Source organism: Sphingomonas sp. NY01 (assembly GCF_038809135.1).
Lineage (GTDB): Bacteria > Pseudomonadota > Alphaproteobacteria > Sphingomonadales > Sphingomonadaceae > Sphingomonas > Sphingomonas carotinifaciens.
The window spans coordinates 3,000,542-3,017,447 of the sequence record NZ_CP101722.1; the positions used below are offsets into that span (position 1 = coordinate 3,000,542).

Here is a 16,906-nt window from a genome sequence, read left to right on the forward strand (position 1 = left end):
GGATACCCTTTAAATAGAATTATCCTACTTCCGACTGTGAAGTAAGACTTCCGCCACGTCTTTCATCGACCGATTTGATGGCGTTGATCCATGCAGCAAAAGATTTAGTAGGAAGTCTATAAAAGCCTTGCCGACTCTCATCGAGAATAATAATTGATTTCTGCTTTAATGCCAAAAGAGCATTGTTAACTGTACTTTCTTTCATTCGAGTGTCAGCTATGAGCTGCTTGCGTGATACCCATCTGTCACTATACTTTGACATGGCATCTAGTAATTTTCTGTAATCATTTGAATTTATCTTACTAAAGTACATTTCCGAAAAATACTTTCGCCCTAACTGGGCAATTGCGCCATTTTCGTTATGAGCACCGGATAAAACGTCTTCTATTGTTATCTTGTTATCGACATCTGCCTCAAATGCGCAATATCCAAACTGCTGAATAAAATGCGGATACCCTTCGGACATATCAGCGAGAAGCTTGCTGGCATTGCCGTCAATAGCTGTTGCAAAATCGTTTTTCGTGTTTGCTTCGCCAATGCCGATATCAATCACACGAATGCGTTCCGCATCATCTAGTGTTTCAAGGCGTAAAACCGTGAATATCCTTGCAGATGACTCATGACTTGCTTTAAGTTTACCAAGGAGAGAGGGAAGTCCGGCAAGGCCAAAAATAACGTTGTCGCAACCTTCGCGAGAAAGCTTTTCTGTCATTGCTTTCATGAGGTTGCCTAAATGCGCCTCAACAGGCGGCGCATCGGCTTCATCAAGCATCACCAATATGCCATCAATGCCCAACTCGGCATTGGTAGCTATTGCTTCTAATTGTTCCACCAAATTGTCTTTAGCATCTTCTGGATCAAAGCTACCTGCTTCCTTGTGGTATCGAACCCCTAATATCTCCCAGTTGCTTAGGAATTCCCACGTAGACTTTACTATTTCCTTAGCTTTATTAACTTTACCAATTTGCGACTTTAGTTCGCGAGCAATAATTCTAATAATGTCAAGCTGAGTGTGTGCGCTACCCAAATCAACGAATACGACCAAGAATTTAAATATGTATCCGTCTGGCGTGTCAAAATTACCATTGGCAAGGGGAGCTACGTATTTTAACAGGGAGGATTTGCCAATTCCTCTTTCCCCTTCGATAAGAAAATGAGTTGGATTTCCCGACTTAGCTTGAAAGAGATAACTTTCGATCTTCTCCAACTCATCAATTCGGCCGACAAACATAGCTGGATTTACTATTTTGTTGGGCTGGAACGGATTGTACTTCATGGTCGCCCCGCTGGGTGTAAAAGGCTTTTGCCGGATCAACGAGCAATCGTATCCATGGCTGTTCGAGGCATCCTAGCAAGCCAAGAAGCTTTTCGCCACCAAACTCAACAGAACGGATGATGGTCAGTATGTTGGCTCGCCACGCCAGCATCAGCTTAAGCGTCTGATTTAATGACATAAAATGAAGAAGTGGCGGAGCGGGAGGGATTCGAACCCTCGATACGCTTTTGGCGTATACTCACTTTCCAGGCGAGCGCCTTCGACCACTCGGCCACCGCTCCGCAGGTAAAGCCTGGAGACGGGGCCCCTAAAGCGGTCCGGCGGTTCGCGCAAGCGCTTGCGTGCATATCGTCGCTCGGGCACGCTTGGCGCCATGCTCGCGATCCTCCTCGCCCTTGCCGCCGCCATCCAGACCACGCCTGCCCCGCCCGGCCCGGCGGACGCGCAGGCACAGGACTGGATCGCCATTCCCGATGACGAGCTGCTCGTCTTCTCGCTGGCGAACGGCCGCCGCGTCGTGGTGCGGCTGGCGCCGCAGGCGGCACCGGTGCACGTGGCCAATATCCGCGCGCTCGCCCGTGCGCACTGGTGGGACCAGGGCACCAGCGTCTACCGCGTGCAGGAGAATTACGTCGCGCAGTGGGGCGATCCCACCGAGAAGAAGCCGCTGCCCCCCGGCATCGTCGCCAACCCGCCGCCCGAATATGTGCAGAACCGCACCGCGCCCGCGCAGCGCCTGTCGCGGCCGGACCCCTATGCCGCCTGGGCGGGCTACTCCGCCGATGGCTGGCCGCTCGCCGGCGACGCCACCCGGCAATGGCTGCCGCACTGCTATGCCATGGTCGGCGTCGCGCGCGACCTGGCGCCCAGCACGGGCAGCGGCGCGGAGCTTTACACCCTTATCGGCCACAGCCCGCGCGCGCTCGACCGCAACATCGCGGTCGTCGGCCGCGTGGTGGAGGGCATGGAGGCGTTGACCACCCTGCCGCGCGGCACCGGCGATCTCGGCTTCTACAAGACCGAAGGGGAGCGCAGCCCGATCGTCTCCGCCCGCCTCGCCAGCGACCTGCCCGCGGCGATGCGCCCGCATTTCCAGTACCGCGCCACCGCCAATCCCCGCTTCACCGCCTGGATTCGCGAGCGGGAGAACCGCAACAACGCCTTCTTCACCGTGCCCGCCGGCGGGGTGGACATCTGCGCCGCGCTGCCCCCCGTCCGCCCCGCGCCCTGATGCCTTGCGGCATGATCCACATGCTGGTCGCCCATGCCGCGCCGCGCTAAGCAGGCCTATCTGCCTGCCCTTTCTGGGGATATCGTGCCCGCACCCGATCGCTCCGTCTCCGCGCCGCCCCCTGCCCGATGAGCATCGGCACGATCGGGCGGCTGCGTACCTTCCTGCGCGAGGAGGAGTGGCAGTTCGCCCCCCACGAACGCCCCGCCATCCCCGGTTCGCCGGGCAGTCCCGATCATCCGCTGGCACGCCGCTGGGCCTATGCGCTGATCGCGGTGCTGGTCGGGCTGACCGGCGGGCTGGGCAATGCCCTCGTTTCCGCCAACACCGCGCAGCTACAGGGTGCGCTCGGCTTCGATCCTACCGAGATCGCATGGCTCCCCACCGTCTATGTGATGACCAACGCGTCGATCAACCTGCTGCTCATCAAGTTCCGCCAGCAATTCGGGCTCAGGCCCTTCGCGCTGATCTTTGTCGGCATCTATGTGCTGCTCACCTTTGCGCACCTGTTCGTCCACGGCTTCTGGTCGGCGATCGCGGTGCGCGCTGCCAGCGGCATGGCCGCCGCCGCGCTGTCGTCGCTGTGCCTGTATTACATGATGCAGGCGCTGCCCGCGCGCTGGCGGCTGAAGGCGATCGTCCTGGGCATCGGCGTGCCGCAATGCGCGACGCCGATGGCCCGGCTGTTCTCGCCGGAACTGCTCGCCATGTCGCAGTGGCGCACCTTGTACCTGTTCGAACTGGGGCTGGCCCTGCTCAGCATGGCCGCGGTAAGCTGGCTGCGCCTGCCCCCGACCGAGCGGCAGAAGGCGTTCGAGCCCCTCGATTTCCTGACCTTCGCGCTCTACGCGCCGGCCATCGGCCTGCTCTGCGCGGTGCTGGGTCAGGGGCGCATCGTCTGGTGGACGCAGGCGCCGTGGATCGGCTGGGCGCTGGCCGCCGCCATCCCGCTGCTGGCGGGCGCGCTGCTGCTCGAACATTACCGCGCCAATCCGCTGCTCAACACCCGCTGGCTGGGCTCGGCCGACATCATCCGCTTTGCGATCGTCACCATCATGATGCGCATCGCCCTGTCCGAACAGACGTTCGGCGCGGTCGGGCTGCTCACCACGCTGGGGCAGAATAACGACCAGTTCGGCACGCTGTTCGCGATCATCGTCCTCGCCTCGGTCGCCGGCGTCGTCGCCAGCGCGGTGACGCTGGACGTGCAGCGGCTGACCCATCCCGTGATGTTTGCCATCGCGCTCGTCGCGGTCGCCGCCTATGCCGACAGTTTCTCGACCAACCTTACCCGGCCGCAGCAATTCTACGTGACGCAGGCGCTGATCGCCTTTTCGGCCACCTTCTTCATCGGCCCGTCGCTGCTGTTCGGCATGACCCGCGCGCTGCAACAGGGTGCCGGCCACGTCATCAGCTTCGTGGCGCTGTTCGGCATGCTGAACTCGATCGGCGCGCTCGGCGGCACCGCCTTTCTCGGCACCTTCCAGACGATCCGCGAAAAGGCGCACAGCGCCGCCATCGTGCAGGAGGTCGACCCCACCAACCCCATCGTGTCGCAGCGTATCGCCGCGGGCGGCAGCAGCGTCGGCCGCGTCATCGCCGATCCGGCGCTGCAACGCGCGGAGGGCGCCGCCCTTTTGTCGCAGGCCGCCACGCGCGAGGCGAATGTGCGCGCCTATAACGACACTTTCCGGCTGATCGCGGGTTTGGCTGCTCTGACCACGCTGTACCTCGGCTGGCTGCTCTGGCGCCGCAACCGGCGTATGCGCCGAACCGGAACCGCATCATGACCGACGCCCGTACGCCGCCCGTCTCTCCCACCCCCCGCACCGAGGAAGCGATCGCGGAGGCGCAGGCCGCCGCACCGCCGCCGCCGCCCACGCCGTCCGGCTGGCGACCGCCCACCGGCGGCCGGCGCTCGCTGCTGTTCATCGTCCTGCTCGTCGTCGCCGGCATCGCCGTCGTGCTGGCCGCATGGCGCCTGCCACCTTTCACCAGCGGCTATGAATCGACCGACAACGCCTATGTCCGTGGCCGCACCACCGTGATCGCGCCACAGGTCAGCGGCTATGTCTCCCAGGTGCTGGTCCGCGATTTCGAGCAGGTCGCCGCCGGCCAGCCGCTGGTCCGCATCGACGACCGCATCTACCGGCAGCGCGTCGAACAGGCCGAGGCACAGGTCGCCGCCAACCAGGCAACGCTCGCCAACAGCCAGCAATCCGAACGCTCGCGCGCCGCCAATCTCGCCGCGCAAGGAGCCGCGGTGGAAAATGCCCGTGCCCAGTTGATGCGTGCGGAGGCGGACATGGCGCGCGTCAACGATCTCGTCACCGACGGCTCGGTATCCCTGCGGGAGCGTGACCAGACGCTTGCCGCGCTCCGCCAGGCGCAGGCCGCGGTGCGCCAGGCGCAGGCCGCCGCCGAGATCGCCCGCCAGGACGTCCGCACCGTGGAGGTCGGCCGCGGCGGGCAACAGGCCGGGGTCGCCGGTGCCGTCGCCGCCCGGCGACTGGCGCAGATCGACCTGTCCAACACCCTGATCCGCGCGCCGGAGGGCGGCCGCCTGTCCGAGGTCGGGGTGCGCGTCGGCCAGTACGTGACCGCCGGGTCGCAACTCCTGTTCCTCGTGCCCCCCGAGACGTGGGTGATCGCCAATTTCAAGGAAGCGCAGACCGCCCGCATGGCCGTCGGCCAGCCCGCCTCCTTCACCGTCGATGCGCTGGGCAATGCCCGCCTGACCGGCCGGGTGGAGCGCATCTCGCCCGCCGCCGGCTCCGAATTCGCGGTGCTCAAGGCCGACAACGCGACCGGCAACTTCACCAAGGTGCCGCAGCGTATCGCGGTGCGCATCCGCGTCGATCCCGGCCAGTCGCTGGGCGCGCGCCTGCGCCCCGGCATGTCGGTGCAGGCGCGTGTGGATGTCTCGCAGGGGCCACGCCTCCCGTGAGGATCACCGCGCTCGCCCTGTTCCTGCTGCTCGCCGGCTGCATCGGCCCGCGCCCGCCGGCGCCGGTTGCCGCCACGATCGCGCCGCCGCCGGCATGGCGCACCGCGCTCGGCCCCGGCACGCCGATCCGCGCCGACTGGTGGCAGGGGTTCGGCGATCCCGTCCTCACCGCGCTTGTCGCCCGTGCACTCGCCAACAGCCCCGATATCGGCAGCGCCGCCGCCCGCGTCGAGGAAGCGCGCGCACAGGCCCGGCTCGCGCAGGCGCAGCGTGCTCCGTCGCTCACCGGCGGTGTGCCCCTTACCGATGCCCGCTCGGTCAGCGCGCTGGGCGTCGGCGCGACCAATATCGGCTCGCAACCGCTGCTTCAGGCCAGCTACGATTTCGACCTGTTCGGCCGTCTTGCCCGTGCCGAGGATGCCGCGCGCGCCAGCCTGCTCGCGACGGAGGCGGCTGAGGACACCGTTCGCCTGGCGCTCGCCGCCGGGGTGGCTACCAGCTACGTCACCCTGCGCGCGCTCGACCACCGCCTGCGCATCGCCCGCGAAACGCTGGTCGCGCGCGCCGATGCGCTGCGCATCGCCCGCCGCCGCGCCGACACCGGCTACACCTCGCGCCTGGAACTGCGTCAGGCCGAAAGCGAATACCGCGCCACCGAACAGCTCGTCTCGGCCGCGCAGCTTGCCGTCACCCGGCAGGAAAATGCGCTGTCGCAACTGATCGGCGATGCCCCCGGCCCCATCGCGCGCGGCCTGCCGATCGATCGCATCGCGCAGCCGCCCATTCCGGATGGCCTGCCCGCCGATCTGCTGCGCCGGCGGCCCGATCTGTTCCAGGCCGAACAGACGCTGGTCGCCGCCGACCGCACGCTGGACAGCCAGCGCGCCGCCATGCTCCCCAGCCTCGGCCTCACCGGCTCGGCCGGCCTGGTCCTGTCCACCGCGCTCGACCATCCGGTCGGCGTCTTCTCGCTCGGCGCCAGCATCCTGTCGCCGATCTTCGACGCCGGCCGCCTGCGCGCCCAGGCCGACGCCGCCACCGCCCGCCGCGACCAGGCCGCCTTCGCCTATCGCCGCACCGCGCTGGTCGCCTTTCGCGAGGTCAATGACAGCCTCGCCGGGGTTCAACGCGCTGGCGAGCAGGTAGTGGCGCTAGATCGCCAGCGCGCCGCACTTGCCGATGCGCTGCGCATCGCGTCGAACCGCTACCGCGCCGGCTATTCCAGCTATCTGGAACAACTGGACGCGCAGCGCGGTCTCCTGTCCGCCGAATTGTCGCTGGCCCAGGCGCAGGCCGATCGCCTGACCGCCTATGCCGGCCTTTATCAGGCGATGGGCGGCGGCTGGACCCCCGCCGACATCGCCGCCACCACCCGTTGAAAGGCCCGCTCATGACCACCCGCCCCGCCGGCACAGAGGGTTTCGCCCTCAACCAGACGATGCTGCGCATCCGCGATCCCAAGGCGTCGCTCCCCTTCTACCAGGGCGTGCTCGGCATGACGCTGATCCAGCAGCTCGATTTCGCGGACATGAAGTTCTCGCTCTTCTTTCTCGCCTATCTGGCGGAGGGCGAGACGATCCCGGCCGACCCCGCCGAGCGCGCCCGCTTCCTCTTCACCCGCGAAACCACGCTGGAGCTGACCCACAACTGGGGCACCGAGGACGATGCGGACTTCGCCGGCTATCACAGCGGCAACACCGATCCGCGCGGCTTCGGCCATATCGGCATCAGCGTCCCCGACGTGTCCGCCGCCTGTGCCCGTTTCGAGGAACTGGGCGTCCCCTTCAAGAAACGCCCGCAGGACGGCACGATGAAGGACATCGCCTTCATCACCGATCCCGATGGCTACTGGATCGAGATCCTGTCACCCGCCGGCATGACCCCCACCATGGTCGCGCAAAGCTGATTTCACGCGAAGACGCGAAGCCGCGAAGAGAAAGAAGAAGGTTTGGTTCACGCGGAGGCGCGGAGGCGCGGAGATGTTCCGCGAGCCGAAGGCTCACTCTCCATTACGGGCGAAGGCTTGTCTCCCGGCCGAAACGTCACACGCGGGTGCGGCCGACGCACCCTCTCCGCGCCTCCGCGCCTCCGCGTGAACCAAAAATCTTCGCGTCTTCGCGTCGTCGCGTGAACTAAATAGCCGCGTGAAGACGATCCTTCACCGCCTCCAGCCGAACCCCCGCCAGCGCGTCATTCACCGGCCCGGAATGCCGCAAAACCCCGGCCACCTCGCCCATCACCTGCCCCAGCCGATCGAACTCCTGCAACGCCGCCCCGTGCCGCTCGAACACCAAAGGGTCCAGGCAAAGCGCCGTCGCCAACGCCTCCAGCACCCCGCGCGCCGCGTCCAGTTCCTGCGCCAGGCCGTGCGCGACGGGGCCGCCGAAATCAGCCACGACACAGGCCCAATACGGTTTCGCTGATCGCGCCCGCCTTGATCGGCTGCACCGCCATGCCGCGGCCGATCTCCAGCCCGCCCGATCCGTCGCCCGCCGGCGCGATCGCATAGCCGCGCGCACCGCGGATCGCCTGCACGCCCGCCACGCCGTCCTCGCCCTCGGCCAGCAGCACCGCCACCGTCTGCTCCGCCGCCGTCTTGGCAATCGTCGCCATCATCAGCGAGATGGACGGCCGGTGTCCGGCAAAGGGGGGCTTGTCCAGCATCCGCACCACGCCGTCGGGCCAGCGGTCGACATACACATGATGCGTGCCCGGCCGCGCCACCACGATCATGCCGCGCTCCAGCTTCAGCCCGTCGCTCGCCTCCACCACCCGCGGCCCCAGCGCCGCGGACAGCTTGGCGATCATCCCGTCCGCCAGCTCGTCGCGCATATGCTGCACCACCAGCGCGGGCGGTCCGTCCTTGGGAATGTCGCCCAGCAGGTCGAACAGCGGCTTGGTGCTGCCCACATCGGCGCCGACCGCCAGCAGCTTGCCGTTCCAGTTGAACGGCGCATCCGTCGCTGCCTTCGCCGACGGCTTCTTGGCCCCGTCGTTCAGCGCCCGGAACCGCGCCGGCGCCTCCTTCACCGTCTTCGCCAGCTGCCCGATCGCCTTCTGCACCTCGTCCGGTGTCGCGCGCGTCGGCTTGGGGTAACAGTCCAGCGCCCCCAGCCGCAGCGCCTCGATCGAACTGTCCGCCCCCTTGGCGGTCAGCGTCGAGAACATGATGACCGGCATCGGCGCGGTTTCCATGATTTCCGCCAGATACTCGATCCCGCTCATCCCCGGCATCTCGACGTCCAGCGTCATCACCGTGGGCTTCAGGTCGCGCACCATTTGCCGCGCCTCTGCGGCCCCGTCGGCCAACCCGACGATCTCGATGTTCTTGTCCTTCTCCAGCATGCCGGCGACCAGCGCACGCATGGTCAACGAATCGTCGACGACTAGAACTCTGGCCTTGGCCATGTCGGCATTCCTTTGAAACAGATACGCGGGGTTCGGGTAGGAAATCAGGCGGCGTCGGCCATCGGCGGCGCCAGCCGCTCCAGGTCCAGCACCAGGATCATGCGATCCTCCACCGTGGCCAGCCCTTCCAGCAGGCCCGCCGCCTGCATGGTGCCGACATCGGGCAGCGGCTGCATGTCATCCGGGTTGATCGTCACGATGTCGTTCACCGCATCGACGATCACGCCCTGCAACTGCTCGCCGATGCGCACCACGATGATGACGTGGCGTGCAGTCGGATCGGTCAGGCCCCAGCCCATCCGCATGCGCAGGTCCAGCACCGGCAGCACCACGCCGCGCAGGTTCACCACGCCGCGCACATGCGCCGGCACGTTGGGCAGCGGGGTCGCCGGCGACCAGGCACGGATCTCGCGGATCGCCATGATGTCGATGCCCAGCGACTGGTCGCCGAGTTCGAAGGTGATGAGCTGACGGGCCATGAATAACGTCCTTTGCGGGTCGGTCAGATGAGCACGCGGCGCACGGCCGCGGACAATTTGGCGGGGTCGAAGGGCTTGACGATCCATCCGGTCGCGCCGGCGGCGCGCGCCCGCGCCTTCTTCTCGTCGGAAAATTCGGTGGTCAGCACCAGGATCGGCACGCCGTTCCAGCGCGGGTGGCCGCGCAGTTGCTCGATCAGGCCGAACCCGTCCATGCGCGGCATGTTGATGTCGGTGATGACCAGGTCGGGCGCGGCCGCGTCGATTCGCTCCAGCGCGTCCACCCCGTCCTCGGCGGCGGCGATCTGATAGCCTTCGCCGGACAGTGCATGGCGCAGCAGCGCACGCATGCTGGGGGAGTCGTCCACGGTCATGATGGTTCTGGTCATGCTCTCTAAATCCTTCAAAACAGTTCAACGTCGCCGCTGGCGGCAGGCTGGAACACGGAACGGGCGCGGACCGGGGCCTCGGGCGGCGCATCACGCACGATCTTGGCGCGCGATCGGCCCAGCGCCGCCTGGAACTCCACCCGCCGCGCGGCATGGCCCCCCAGGTCGCGCACGATCAGCGGGATGCGGTCCTGTTGCAGGAAGCGGACCGCGAACTCCGCATTCGCGGTGCCGATCGGCCGCATCCCCTGATGCAGGTTCGCGCCCCCATAGAGATGCGCGCGCAGCCGGTCGCGCCGCGCCCCCTGGCGCAGCATGTCGTTGATCAGCAATTCCATTGCATGCACGCCGTAACGCTGCGCCGCGGTCGCATCGACCACCTGGCCGGGCTGTGGCTCGGCCAGCAGGAAATGGTTGATCCCCCCCACCTTCGCATCCGGATCGTACAGGCAGGCCGCGACGCAGCTGCCCAGCACCGTCGCGAACAGCACCTGCGGATCGGCGGAAACGCCGCGCTCGCCCTGCACCACGCTGACATGGCGAAAGCCATCGGCGCGCAGCATCGCGGTACGCCCGGCGGCAGGCGTCATGCCGCCATCTCCATCACCGATGCGGCGATGCGCTGCACCGGCAATTGCCGCTCCACCGCGCCCAGCGAATGGGCGACCGCGGGCATGCCGTAGACGACGCTGGTCGCCTCGTCCTGTCCGATGGTCCGCGCGCCTGCCTGCCGCATCTCCAGCAGGCCCGCCGCGCCGTCCGCCCCCATGCCGGTCAGCAGCACGCCCACCGCCGGCCGCCCCAGCCTGGCCACCGACCGGAACAGCACGTCCACCGATGGCCGGTGTCCGCTGACCGTCGGCCCCTCATACAGCCGGATGCGCGGCATGGTCGCGCCCACCACCTCCATATGCTGCTCGCCGCCCGGCGCCAGATAGACATGGCCGGGCTTCAGGATCGTGCCGCTGCGCGCTTCCTCCACCTGTGGCGGGCAGAAACGGTTCAGCCGGTCGGCAAAGCTGGCGGTGAACAGCGCGGGCATGTGCTGCACGATCACCGTTGGCGGGCAGTCCGCCGGAAAGCCGCCGATCACCCGCAGCAGCGTCTCGACACCCCCGGTCGATGCGCCGATCGCGATCAATCCGCCGGGCGTACCGCCACGGGCCAGCGCCGCGATCGCCGGAGCCGCGACCGGTCCACGCCGTACCGGCGAGCGTCCCGCCGCGCGCACGATCCGCGCCAGCGTCGCATCGTCGCGCACCGCCGCGATCGATGCGGGCTTGGGGAAGCAGTCGAACGCGCCGGCCGCCAGCGCGCGTATCGTGGCGCTCGCCCCCTTTTCGGTCAGCGTCGACACGATCACCACCGGCATCGGCCTCAGCGCCATGATCTTGTCCAGGAAATCCAGGCCGTTCATCCCCGGCATCTCGATGTCCAGCGTCACCACATCGGGGTTCAGCGCCTTGATCTTGGCGCGCGCCTCCTGCGCATCGCCCGCCTCGCCGACCACGGTGATCTCGGGGTCCTTGGCCAGCATCATGCGCACCAGCCCGCGCATCGTCGCCGAATCGTCCACCACCAGCACGCGGGTCATCAGCCGCGCCTCCGATAGATGGTGTGGCCGACCGAATCGAACATCGTCGCGGCCGGGCCGATCAACCGTTCCGAATGGCCGATATACATATACCCCCCCGCCGGGATCAGACCCGCAAAGCGCTCCAACAGCCGCGCCTTGGTCGGCTCGTCGAAATAGATCATGACGTTGCGACAGAAGATCACGTCGAACCGCCCCCGCATCGGCCAGGATTCCAGCAGGTTGAGGTGCTTGTAGGCGATCACGCGCTGCAGTTCGGGCGCCATGGCGATCTCGTCGCCGACCGGCTTCACCCAGGTGCGGCGAAAGCGGTCGGGAATGTCGCGCGCCATTTCCGCCGGATAGCGCCCGGCCTTGGCGGTCGCGATCACATGCGGCGCCAGGTCGGTCGCCAGGATCGCGATGTCGCGCTGCGCGATACGGCCCCCGCCCGTCCGGTCCTCACCCAGCAGCGTCATCGCCAGCGTATAGGGCTCCTCGCCGCTCGAACAGGCGGCGGACCACAGCCGCACCGGCGTGCCCCGCTCCGACCGGGCCAGCAGGTCCGGCCGCACATGCTCGGCAAAGTGGGTGAAGTGATGGTCTTCGCGAAAGAACTTGGTGTGGTTGGTGGTCAGCGCGAAGATCGCCTCGCGCCGTGCATCGGCATCGTTGCGGAGCAGTGCGACGTAATCGGCGAAATCGGCCATCCCGCGACGCCGCACCTGCTTGGCGAGCCGCGAATAGACCAGCTGCCGCTTGCCCGTGCCCAGCATGATGCCGGCATGCGCATGCGCCATGCGTGCGATCGTCTCGTAATCGCCGTCGCTCAGGTGAAATTCGCCCTGCATGGGCGCAGCGGCGGCGCTCATGCGGCCAACGCCCGCGGCGTTTCGGAACGGTGCCGCTGGACCAGCGTCTCGACGTCCAGGATCAGGGCGACGCGCCCGTCACCCAGCACCGTCGCGCCGGCAAGCCCGGCCACCGGCGCGTAGTTCGCCTCCAGGCTCTTGACCACCACCTGCCGCTGGTCCTGGATGCCGTCGACCATCAGGATCGACTGGCCGGCATCGGTTTCCACCACCACCAGCACCGCATTGGTCGGGTCCACGCACGCATCCGCCACGTTCAGCAGCCGCCCGATCGGCAGGATCGGCAGGTACGTGCCCCGCACGTCCAGCACGCCCGCCCCCGGCCCCAGGCCGCGCACCTCGCCGTCGCGCGGGCGCAAGCTCTCCACCACATGCGCCAGCGGGATGACATAGGTCTGCCCGCCCACGCTCACCACCATCCCGTCCAGGATCGCCAGCGTCAGCGGCAGCGTCAGGGTGAAGGTCGATCCCAGCCCGAATTTCGAGCTGATCCCGATCCGCCCGCCCAGCGCCTGCACGTTGCGGCGCACCACATCCATGCCGACGCCGCGCCCGGAAATGTTCGAAATCGTCGCAGCGGTGGAAAATCCGGGGGCGAAGATCAAATTCTCGATCTCCTCGTCGGACAGGTTGGCGTCGGCCGCGACGATGCCGCGCTCCACCGCCTTGGCCCGCACCCGCGCGCGGTCGATCCCGCGCCCGTCGTCGGATACCGAGATCACGATCCGCCCCGACCGGTGCTCGGCCGCCAGCCGCACCACGCCTTCCGCCGGCTTGCCCGCCGCGACCCGCTCGTCGGGCGTCTCCAGCCCGTGGTCGACCGCATTGCGGATCATATGGGTCAGGGGCTCGCCGATGCGCTCGACCACGGTCTTGTCGACCTCGGTCATCTCGCCCTCCACCTCCAGGCGGACGCGCTTGCCCGTGCTCGCCTCCAGTTCGCGGATGATGCGCGGCACGCGGCTGAACACCGACTTGACCGGCTGCGCGCGGATCGACATCGCGCTGTCCTGCAATTCGCGGGTCAGGTGATCCAGGTCGGACAGCTCGTCGATTGCGCCGACGCCGTGGATCGACAGCCGCTGCGCCAGCATCGCCTGGGTGATGACCAGCTCGCCGACCAGATTGACCAGCCGGTCCAGCTTCTCCAGCTCCACCCGGATCGTCGCCCCCCCGGCGGCGGCGGCGGCAGCAGCCGCGCCGGCGGCGGGACGGTTGGCACCATCCTCCACCACCGCCGCGATCACGACCGGTTCCTCCGCGACGACGGGCGGCACCACCACCGGCTGCGGTTCCGCCTGCGGGAGTTCGACGATCTGGGCCGGCTCGACCATCGCCAGCACGGCGGCCAGCAGATCCTCCTCCACCGGCTCGGCCACCGGTTCCGCGATCAGCAGCGGCGCCTCATCCCCTTCGGCCACGATCTCCAGTTCGGCCTGGTCCGACACGAAGTCGAAGATCGCGGCGATATCGTCGCGCGCCACCTCGCCCGGCACGCTCAGCGTCCAGCCCAGATAGCATTCGTCGACGCTCAGGCTGTCCAGCGACGGCAGGCCGCTCCGGTCGATCGCCACCACCCGGCCGCCCAGCGCATCCAGTTCGCGCAGCAACGGCAGCGGGTCGCCGCCATTGTCGAACGCCCCGCGCCCCGGCACGAAGCGTACCCGCCACGGGATCGCCGCCGCCGCCGGCGGATCGCCCAGCCCGATATCGGCGAGCAGCGCGTCCAGGTCGAAGGCATCGCCCACCACCTCCGCGACCACCACCGGCTCCGGCGCCGCCTCCGGTTCGGCGACATCATGGGCCGCACCCGCGCGGCCCGCCGCCGCGGTCAGGCGCGCGATCAACGCCGCATCGTCGGGTGCGCCGCCGCCGCCTTGCGCACAGGATACGTGATCGGTCAGCCCGTCGAACGCCGCGAACAGCAACGCGACCAGGTCCGGCTCCGGCGTCAACTCGCCGGTGCGCAACAGGTCCAGCACCGTCTCCAGCTGGTGCGAAAAGCCCTGCAGGGCGTCGAAGCCGAACGCCCCCGCGCCACCCTTGATCGAGTGCACCGCGCGAAAGATGGTGTTGATCGTCTCGTCCGACGGCGCACCGTCGCGCAGGTCGGCCAGGTCGGTTTCGATGACGGCCAGTCCTTCCTCGCATTCCTGGAAGAAGATGGCCTGGATTTCGTCGAGCTGCATGGAAACGGGTCCTGGATCAGCGGTCGGCAAGGAGCGCGTCGGCGCCCGCGATGCGGATGGCGGTGCAAAAGGCTTCGCTCGGCGCCTCGATGGTCAGCATGTGGCCCCCGCCATCCGCGGTCCCTTGCGCGCTCAACAGTAACTGGATGCCGGCGACCCCGATCCGCTCCACCCCGCCGGCGTCCAGCACGATGTCACCGGGTGCCGCGCGCAACGTGTCGAGCAACGACGTGGCGGCGGCGAGGTCCAGGGTAGAGGGCAGCGCAAGACGCGTCATGCGAGGGGTTTTCCTTTAACGAGCGAGACGATGTACGGCGGCAGGCGTTAAAAATTCGACCAGTCGTCCGCATCCGGCTCGACCGCCAGCGCCAGCGATCCATGGGTGGCCGCACGGCGCGCCATCACCCGCGTCGGTGCCGGGGCACGCGGCGCCGGAGCGCTCACCGGCATGCGCGGCGCTTCCGCCTCGCCGGTGTCGGACAGGCGGAACCGTGCCACCTGCCGCGCCAGCTCGTCCGCCTCGCTCGCCAGCGAGCACGCCGCCGCGCTCGACTGCTCCACCATCGCCGCATTCTGCTGCGTCACATTGTCCATCTCGCCGACCGCGGTGTTCACCTGCGACAGCCCCAGCGACTGCTGCGCCGCCGATGCCGCGATCTGCGACACGAGCGTGCTGATCTCGCCGATGCGCGCGACGATGCGCTCCAGCGACTGGCCGGTGCGGTTGACCAGCGTCACGCCGTTGCCCACCTGCTCCGAACTGGTCAGGATGCGGGTCTTCACGTCCTTGGCGGCATCGGCGGAGCGCTGCGCCAGCGCGCGCACTTCGGAGGCGACCACCGCGAAACCCTTGCCGGCGTCGCCTGCCCGCGCCGCTTCCACGCCGGCGTTCAGCGCCAGCAGGTTGGTCTGGAACGCGATGCCGTCGATGACCGAGATGATCTCGGAGATTTCCTGGCTGGCCCGCTCGATCCCGCCCATCGCCGACACCGCCTCGCGCACGATGCGGCCGCTTTCCTCGGCTTCGGACTTGGCGGCATCGACCACCCCGTTGACCCGCGACGCACCATCGGCGGCCTCGCGCACGGTGGTGGTGATCTCCTCCATCGACGCCGCGGTTTCCTCCAGGCTGGCCGCCTGCTGTTCGGTGCGGTGCGACAGGTCGTCGGAGGCGGTGCTGACCTCGGACGATGCGGTGCGGATGCCGTCCATCGACCGGGTAACGGCGCTCAGCGTTCCGCTCAGCGCGTGCAGCGCATTGTTATAATCCCGGCGCAGCTTCTCGTAATCCGCCGGAAAGACGGTCGGGATCGGCCGGCTCAGATCGCCGTTCGCCAAATTTTCCAGCCCGGTGCCAAGCGCGGTGACCACGATCTCCTGCGCGGCGCGCGCTTCGGAGACCGCCACCGCATTGTCGCGAAACACGCCCATCGCCTTGGTCATCCGGCCCACGCAGTCGCGGTGATCGGTATAGCTGATCGGCGCATCGAGATCACCGGCTGCCAGGCCCTCCATCCGCACGACCGTGGCAACATAGGGAATGACGACGGCCCGCCCCGTCGCCCAGGCGATCACCAGCGTGAGTGCCGTGATCCCGGCTCCGACGGCGATCGCGAGATCGGCGCCCAGCACGTCGCGAAAGACGATCAGCGCCAGCGACGTTGCCCCCAGGGTGCCGTAGGTAGCCATCAGGATACGCATCTTCGTGCGTATCGGCGCGTGTCGGGTAAACCATCCAAGCATTAAGACAACTCCTTAAAGGAGCGCTGACGGTCCCCTTCCCGAGCCGAGCGCGTTGCCCGTCGGAATTAGGCCTGGATGGTAAAGATCGACCCTATCGACCGTACATGGTTCGTTAACATGGCCAGATCGGAATTATCGACATTCTGGATGTAAACGTTGGAAAACGTACCAAAATGAGGTTGATTGGGTGCCCGGGACCAATACGGCCTCGTCACGCGGAGCGAAATATTTCCGGAAAAAAATCGGTCGGATTCTTACAAGCCCCTGAAAGAACCCCCGATTTCGCGAATCACCCGATTGCGGGAATCGCCCGTGCTATGGCCGCCACCATCACCCGCCCGGCATGGGCGTCGGTCAGCCCCGTGGCGACCGCGTCGGCCATGCCGATACGGTCGGCCCGCACCAGCCGCCACAGGCCGAGCAGCACCGCCTCGGTCTCGCTCACTGTGTCGTGGCAGGGACGCTCGATGACCAGCATGTCCTGCGATCCGCTGTCCAGCGTCCGCATCGCCATACCAAAGGCGTCATCCTCCGGCTCGATCACGGCACCGGCCACCGTCAGGGCATGGACCCAGCGGCGGGTCCGGGCCAGCACGGCTGCTTCAAAGGCCGGCAGTTCGCGGACGGGACGGTCGATCAGATCGTACATGCGCAATCGCTCTCTTTATGAGAATGATTGTCAGTAACAGCCGTCGCAGGTGCCGTCAACGCGCCTTTGGCTATCAAGCGGGGCGCCGATCCACCGGTACGACGAACGGCCCGGCATACGGGACGGTGCGCACCATTGCCGCCGTCCCGC

At 67.0% G+C, this 16,906-nt stretch carries 17 protein-coding genes and 1 tRNA gene; 5 read left to right on the forward strand and 13 right to left on the reverse strand.

What is annotated here, in order from left to right:
- Window positions 1-19: 19 nt before the first annotated feature.
- A complete protein-coding gene (locus tag NPJ82_RS14535; RefSeq protein WP_342657782.1) occupies window positions 20-1,276 on the reverse strand; it encodes an ATP-binding protein in 1,257 nt (418 codons plus the stop codon).
- 190 nt (window positions 1,277-1,466) lie between these two features.
- A tRNA-Ser gene (locus NPJ82_RS14540) sits at window positions 1,467-1,557 on the reverse strand.
- Window positions 1,558-1,649: 92 nt separating this feature from the next.
- On the opposite strand from NPJ82_RS14540, the gene NPJ82_RS14545 reads away from it, so the two are divergent.
- The 5 genes from NPJ82_RS14545 (at window position 1,650) to gloA (ending at window position 7,360) form a co-directional block, all read left to right on the forward strand.
- Window positions 1,650-2,507, forward strand: a complete 858-nt coding sequence (locus NPJ82_RS14545) for a peptidylprolyl isomerase (RefSeq protein ID WP_342657783.1) — start codon at window positions 1,650-1,652, stop codon at window positions 2,505-2,507.
- A 128-nt stretch (window positions 2,508-2,635) separates the two neighbouring features.
- The gene (locus tag NPJ82_RS14550; RefSeq protein WP_112381455.1) at window positions 2,636-4,297 is read left to right on the forward strand and encodes an MFS transporter; all 1,662 of its coding nucleotides are present in this window, start codon (window positions 2,636-2,638) and stop codon (window positions 4,295-4,297) included.
- Entirely contained in the window at window positions 4,294-5,454 is a 1,161-nt protein-coding gene (locus NPJ82_RS14555) for an HlyD family secretion protein (protein WP_112381456.1), read from the forward strand. The genes NPJ82_RS14550 and NPJ82_RS14555 overlap by 4 nt, the downstream gene beginning before the upstream one ends.
- The gene (locus NPJ82_RS14560) at window positions 5,451-6,833 is read left to right on the forward strand and encodes an efflux transporter outer membrane subunit (protein WP_342657784.1); all 1,383 of its coding nucleotides are present in this window, start codon (window positions 5,451-5,453) and stop codon (window positions 6,831-6,833) included. The genes NPJ82_RS14555 and NPJ82_RS14560 overlap by 4 nt, the downstream gene beginning before the upstream one ends.
- Window positions 6,834-6,844: 11 nt before the next feature.
- Window positions 6,845-7,360, forward strand: a complete 516-nt coding sequence (gene gloA, locus NPJ82_RS14565) for a lactoylglutathione lyase (RefSeq protein ID WP_342657785.1) — start codon at window positions 6,845-6,847, stop codon at window positions 7,358-7,360.
- A 226-nt stretch (window positions 7,361-7,586) separates the two neighbouring features.
- On the opposite strand, the gene NPJ82_RS14570 is transcribed toward gloA, so the two are convergent.
- The 11 genes from NPJ82_RS14570 to NPJ82_RS14620 all read right to left on the reverse strand — a co-directional run bounded on the left by NPJ82_RS14570 (window position 7,587) and on the right by NPJ82_RS14620 (window position 16,756).
- Window positions 7,587-7,850 (reverse strand): hypothetical protein, encoded by a 264-nt coding sequence (locus NPJ82_RS14570; RefSeq protein ID WP_342657786.1) that lies wholly within the window; start codon window positions 7,848-7,850, stop codon window positions 7,587-7,589.
- A complete protein-coding gene (locus NPJ82_RS14575; RefSeq protein ID WP_342657787.1) occupies window positions 7,843-8,862 on the reverse strand; it encodes a chemotaxis protein CheB in 1,020 nt (339 codons plus the stop codon). Before NPJ82_RS14575 ends, NPJ82_RS14570 begins: the two co-directional genes overlap by 8 nt.
- Before the next feature lie 44 nt (window positions 8,863-8,906).
- A complete protein-coding gene (locus NPJ82_RS14580) occupies window positions 8,907-9,341 on the reverse strand; it encodes a chemotaxis protein CheW (protein ID WP_112381461.1) in 435 nt (144 codons plus the stop codon).
- 23 nt (window positions 9,342-9,364) lie between these two features.
- Complete coding sequence (locus NPJ82_RS14585; RefSeq protein WP_112381462.1) at window positions 9,365-9,730, reverse strand: response regulator; 366 nt, start codon at window positions 9,728-9,730, stop codon at window positions 9,365-9,367.
- Window positions 9,731-9,744: 14 nt separating this feature from the next.
- Entirely contained in the window at window positions 9,745-10,320 is a 576-nt protein-coding gene (locus NPJ82_RS14590) for a chemotaxis protein CheD (RefSeq protein WP_342657788.1), read from the reverse strand.
- A complete protein-coding gene (locus NPJ82_RS14595) occupies window positions 10,317-11,327 on the reverse strand; it encodes a chemotaxis response regulator protein-glutamate methylesterase (protein ID WP_275887448.1) in 1,011 nt (336 codons plus the stop codon). The genes NPJ82_RS14590 and NPJ82_RS14595 overlap by 4 nt, the downstream gene beginning before the upstream one ends.
- Window positions 11,324-12,175, reverse strand: a complete 852-nt coding sequence (locus NPJ82_RS14600) for a protein-glutamate O-methyltransferase CheR (RefSeq protein ID WP_342657789.1) — start codon at window positions 12,173-12,175, stop codon at window positions 11,324-11,326. The genes NPJ82_RS14595 and NPJ82_RS14600 overlap by 4 nt, the downstream gene beginning before the upstream one ends.
- Window positions 12,172-14,364: a chemotaxis protein CheA gene (locus NPJ82_RS14605; RefSeq protein WP_342657790.1), complete on the reverse strand. Its 2,193-nt coding sequence runs from the start codon at window positions 14,362-14,364 to the stop codon at window positions 12,172-12,174. Before NPJ82_RS14605 ends, NPJ82_RS14600 begins: the two co-directional genes overlap by 4 nt.
- A gap of 16 nt (window positions 14,365-14,380) precedes the next feature.
- Window positions 14,381-14,641 carry an STAS domain-containing protein gene (locus NPJ82_RS14610; protein WP_342657791.1) on the reverse strand — a complete coding sequence of 87 codons (261 nt, stop codon included), beginning with the start codon at window positions 14,639-14,641 and terminating at the stop codon, window positions 14,381-14,383.
- 47 nt (window positions 14,642-14,688) lie between these two features.
- On the reverse strand, window positions 14,689-16,065 hold the full coding sequence (locus NPJ82_RS14615) for a methyl-accepting chemotaxis protein (RefSeq protein ID WP_342657792.1): 1,377 nt from the start codon (window positions 16,063-16,065) through the stop codon (window positions 14,689-14,691).
- Between the two features lie 331 nt (window positions 16,066-16,396).
- A complete protein-coding gene (locus tag NPJ82_RS14620; protein WP_342657793.1) occupies window positions 16,397-16,756 on the reverse strand; it encodes a hypothetical protein in 360 nt (119 codons plus the stop codon).
- Window positions 16,757-16,906: the final 150 nt, after the last annotated feature.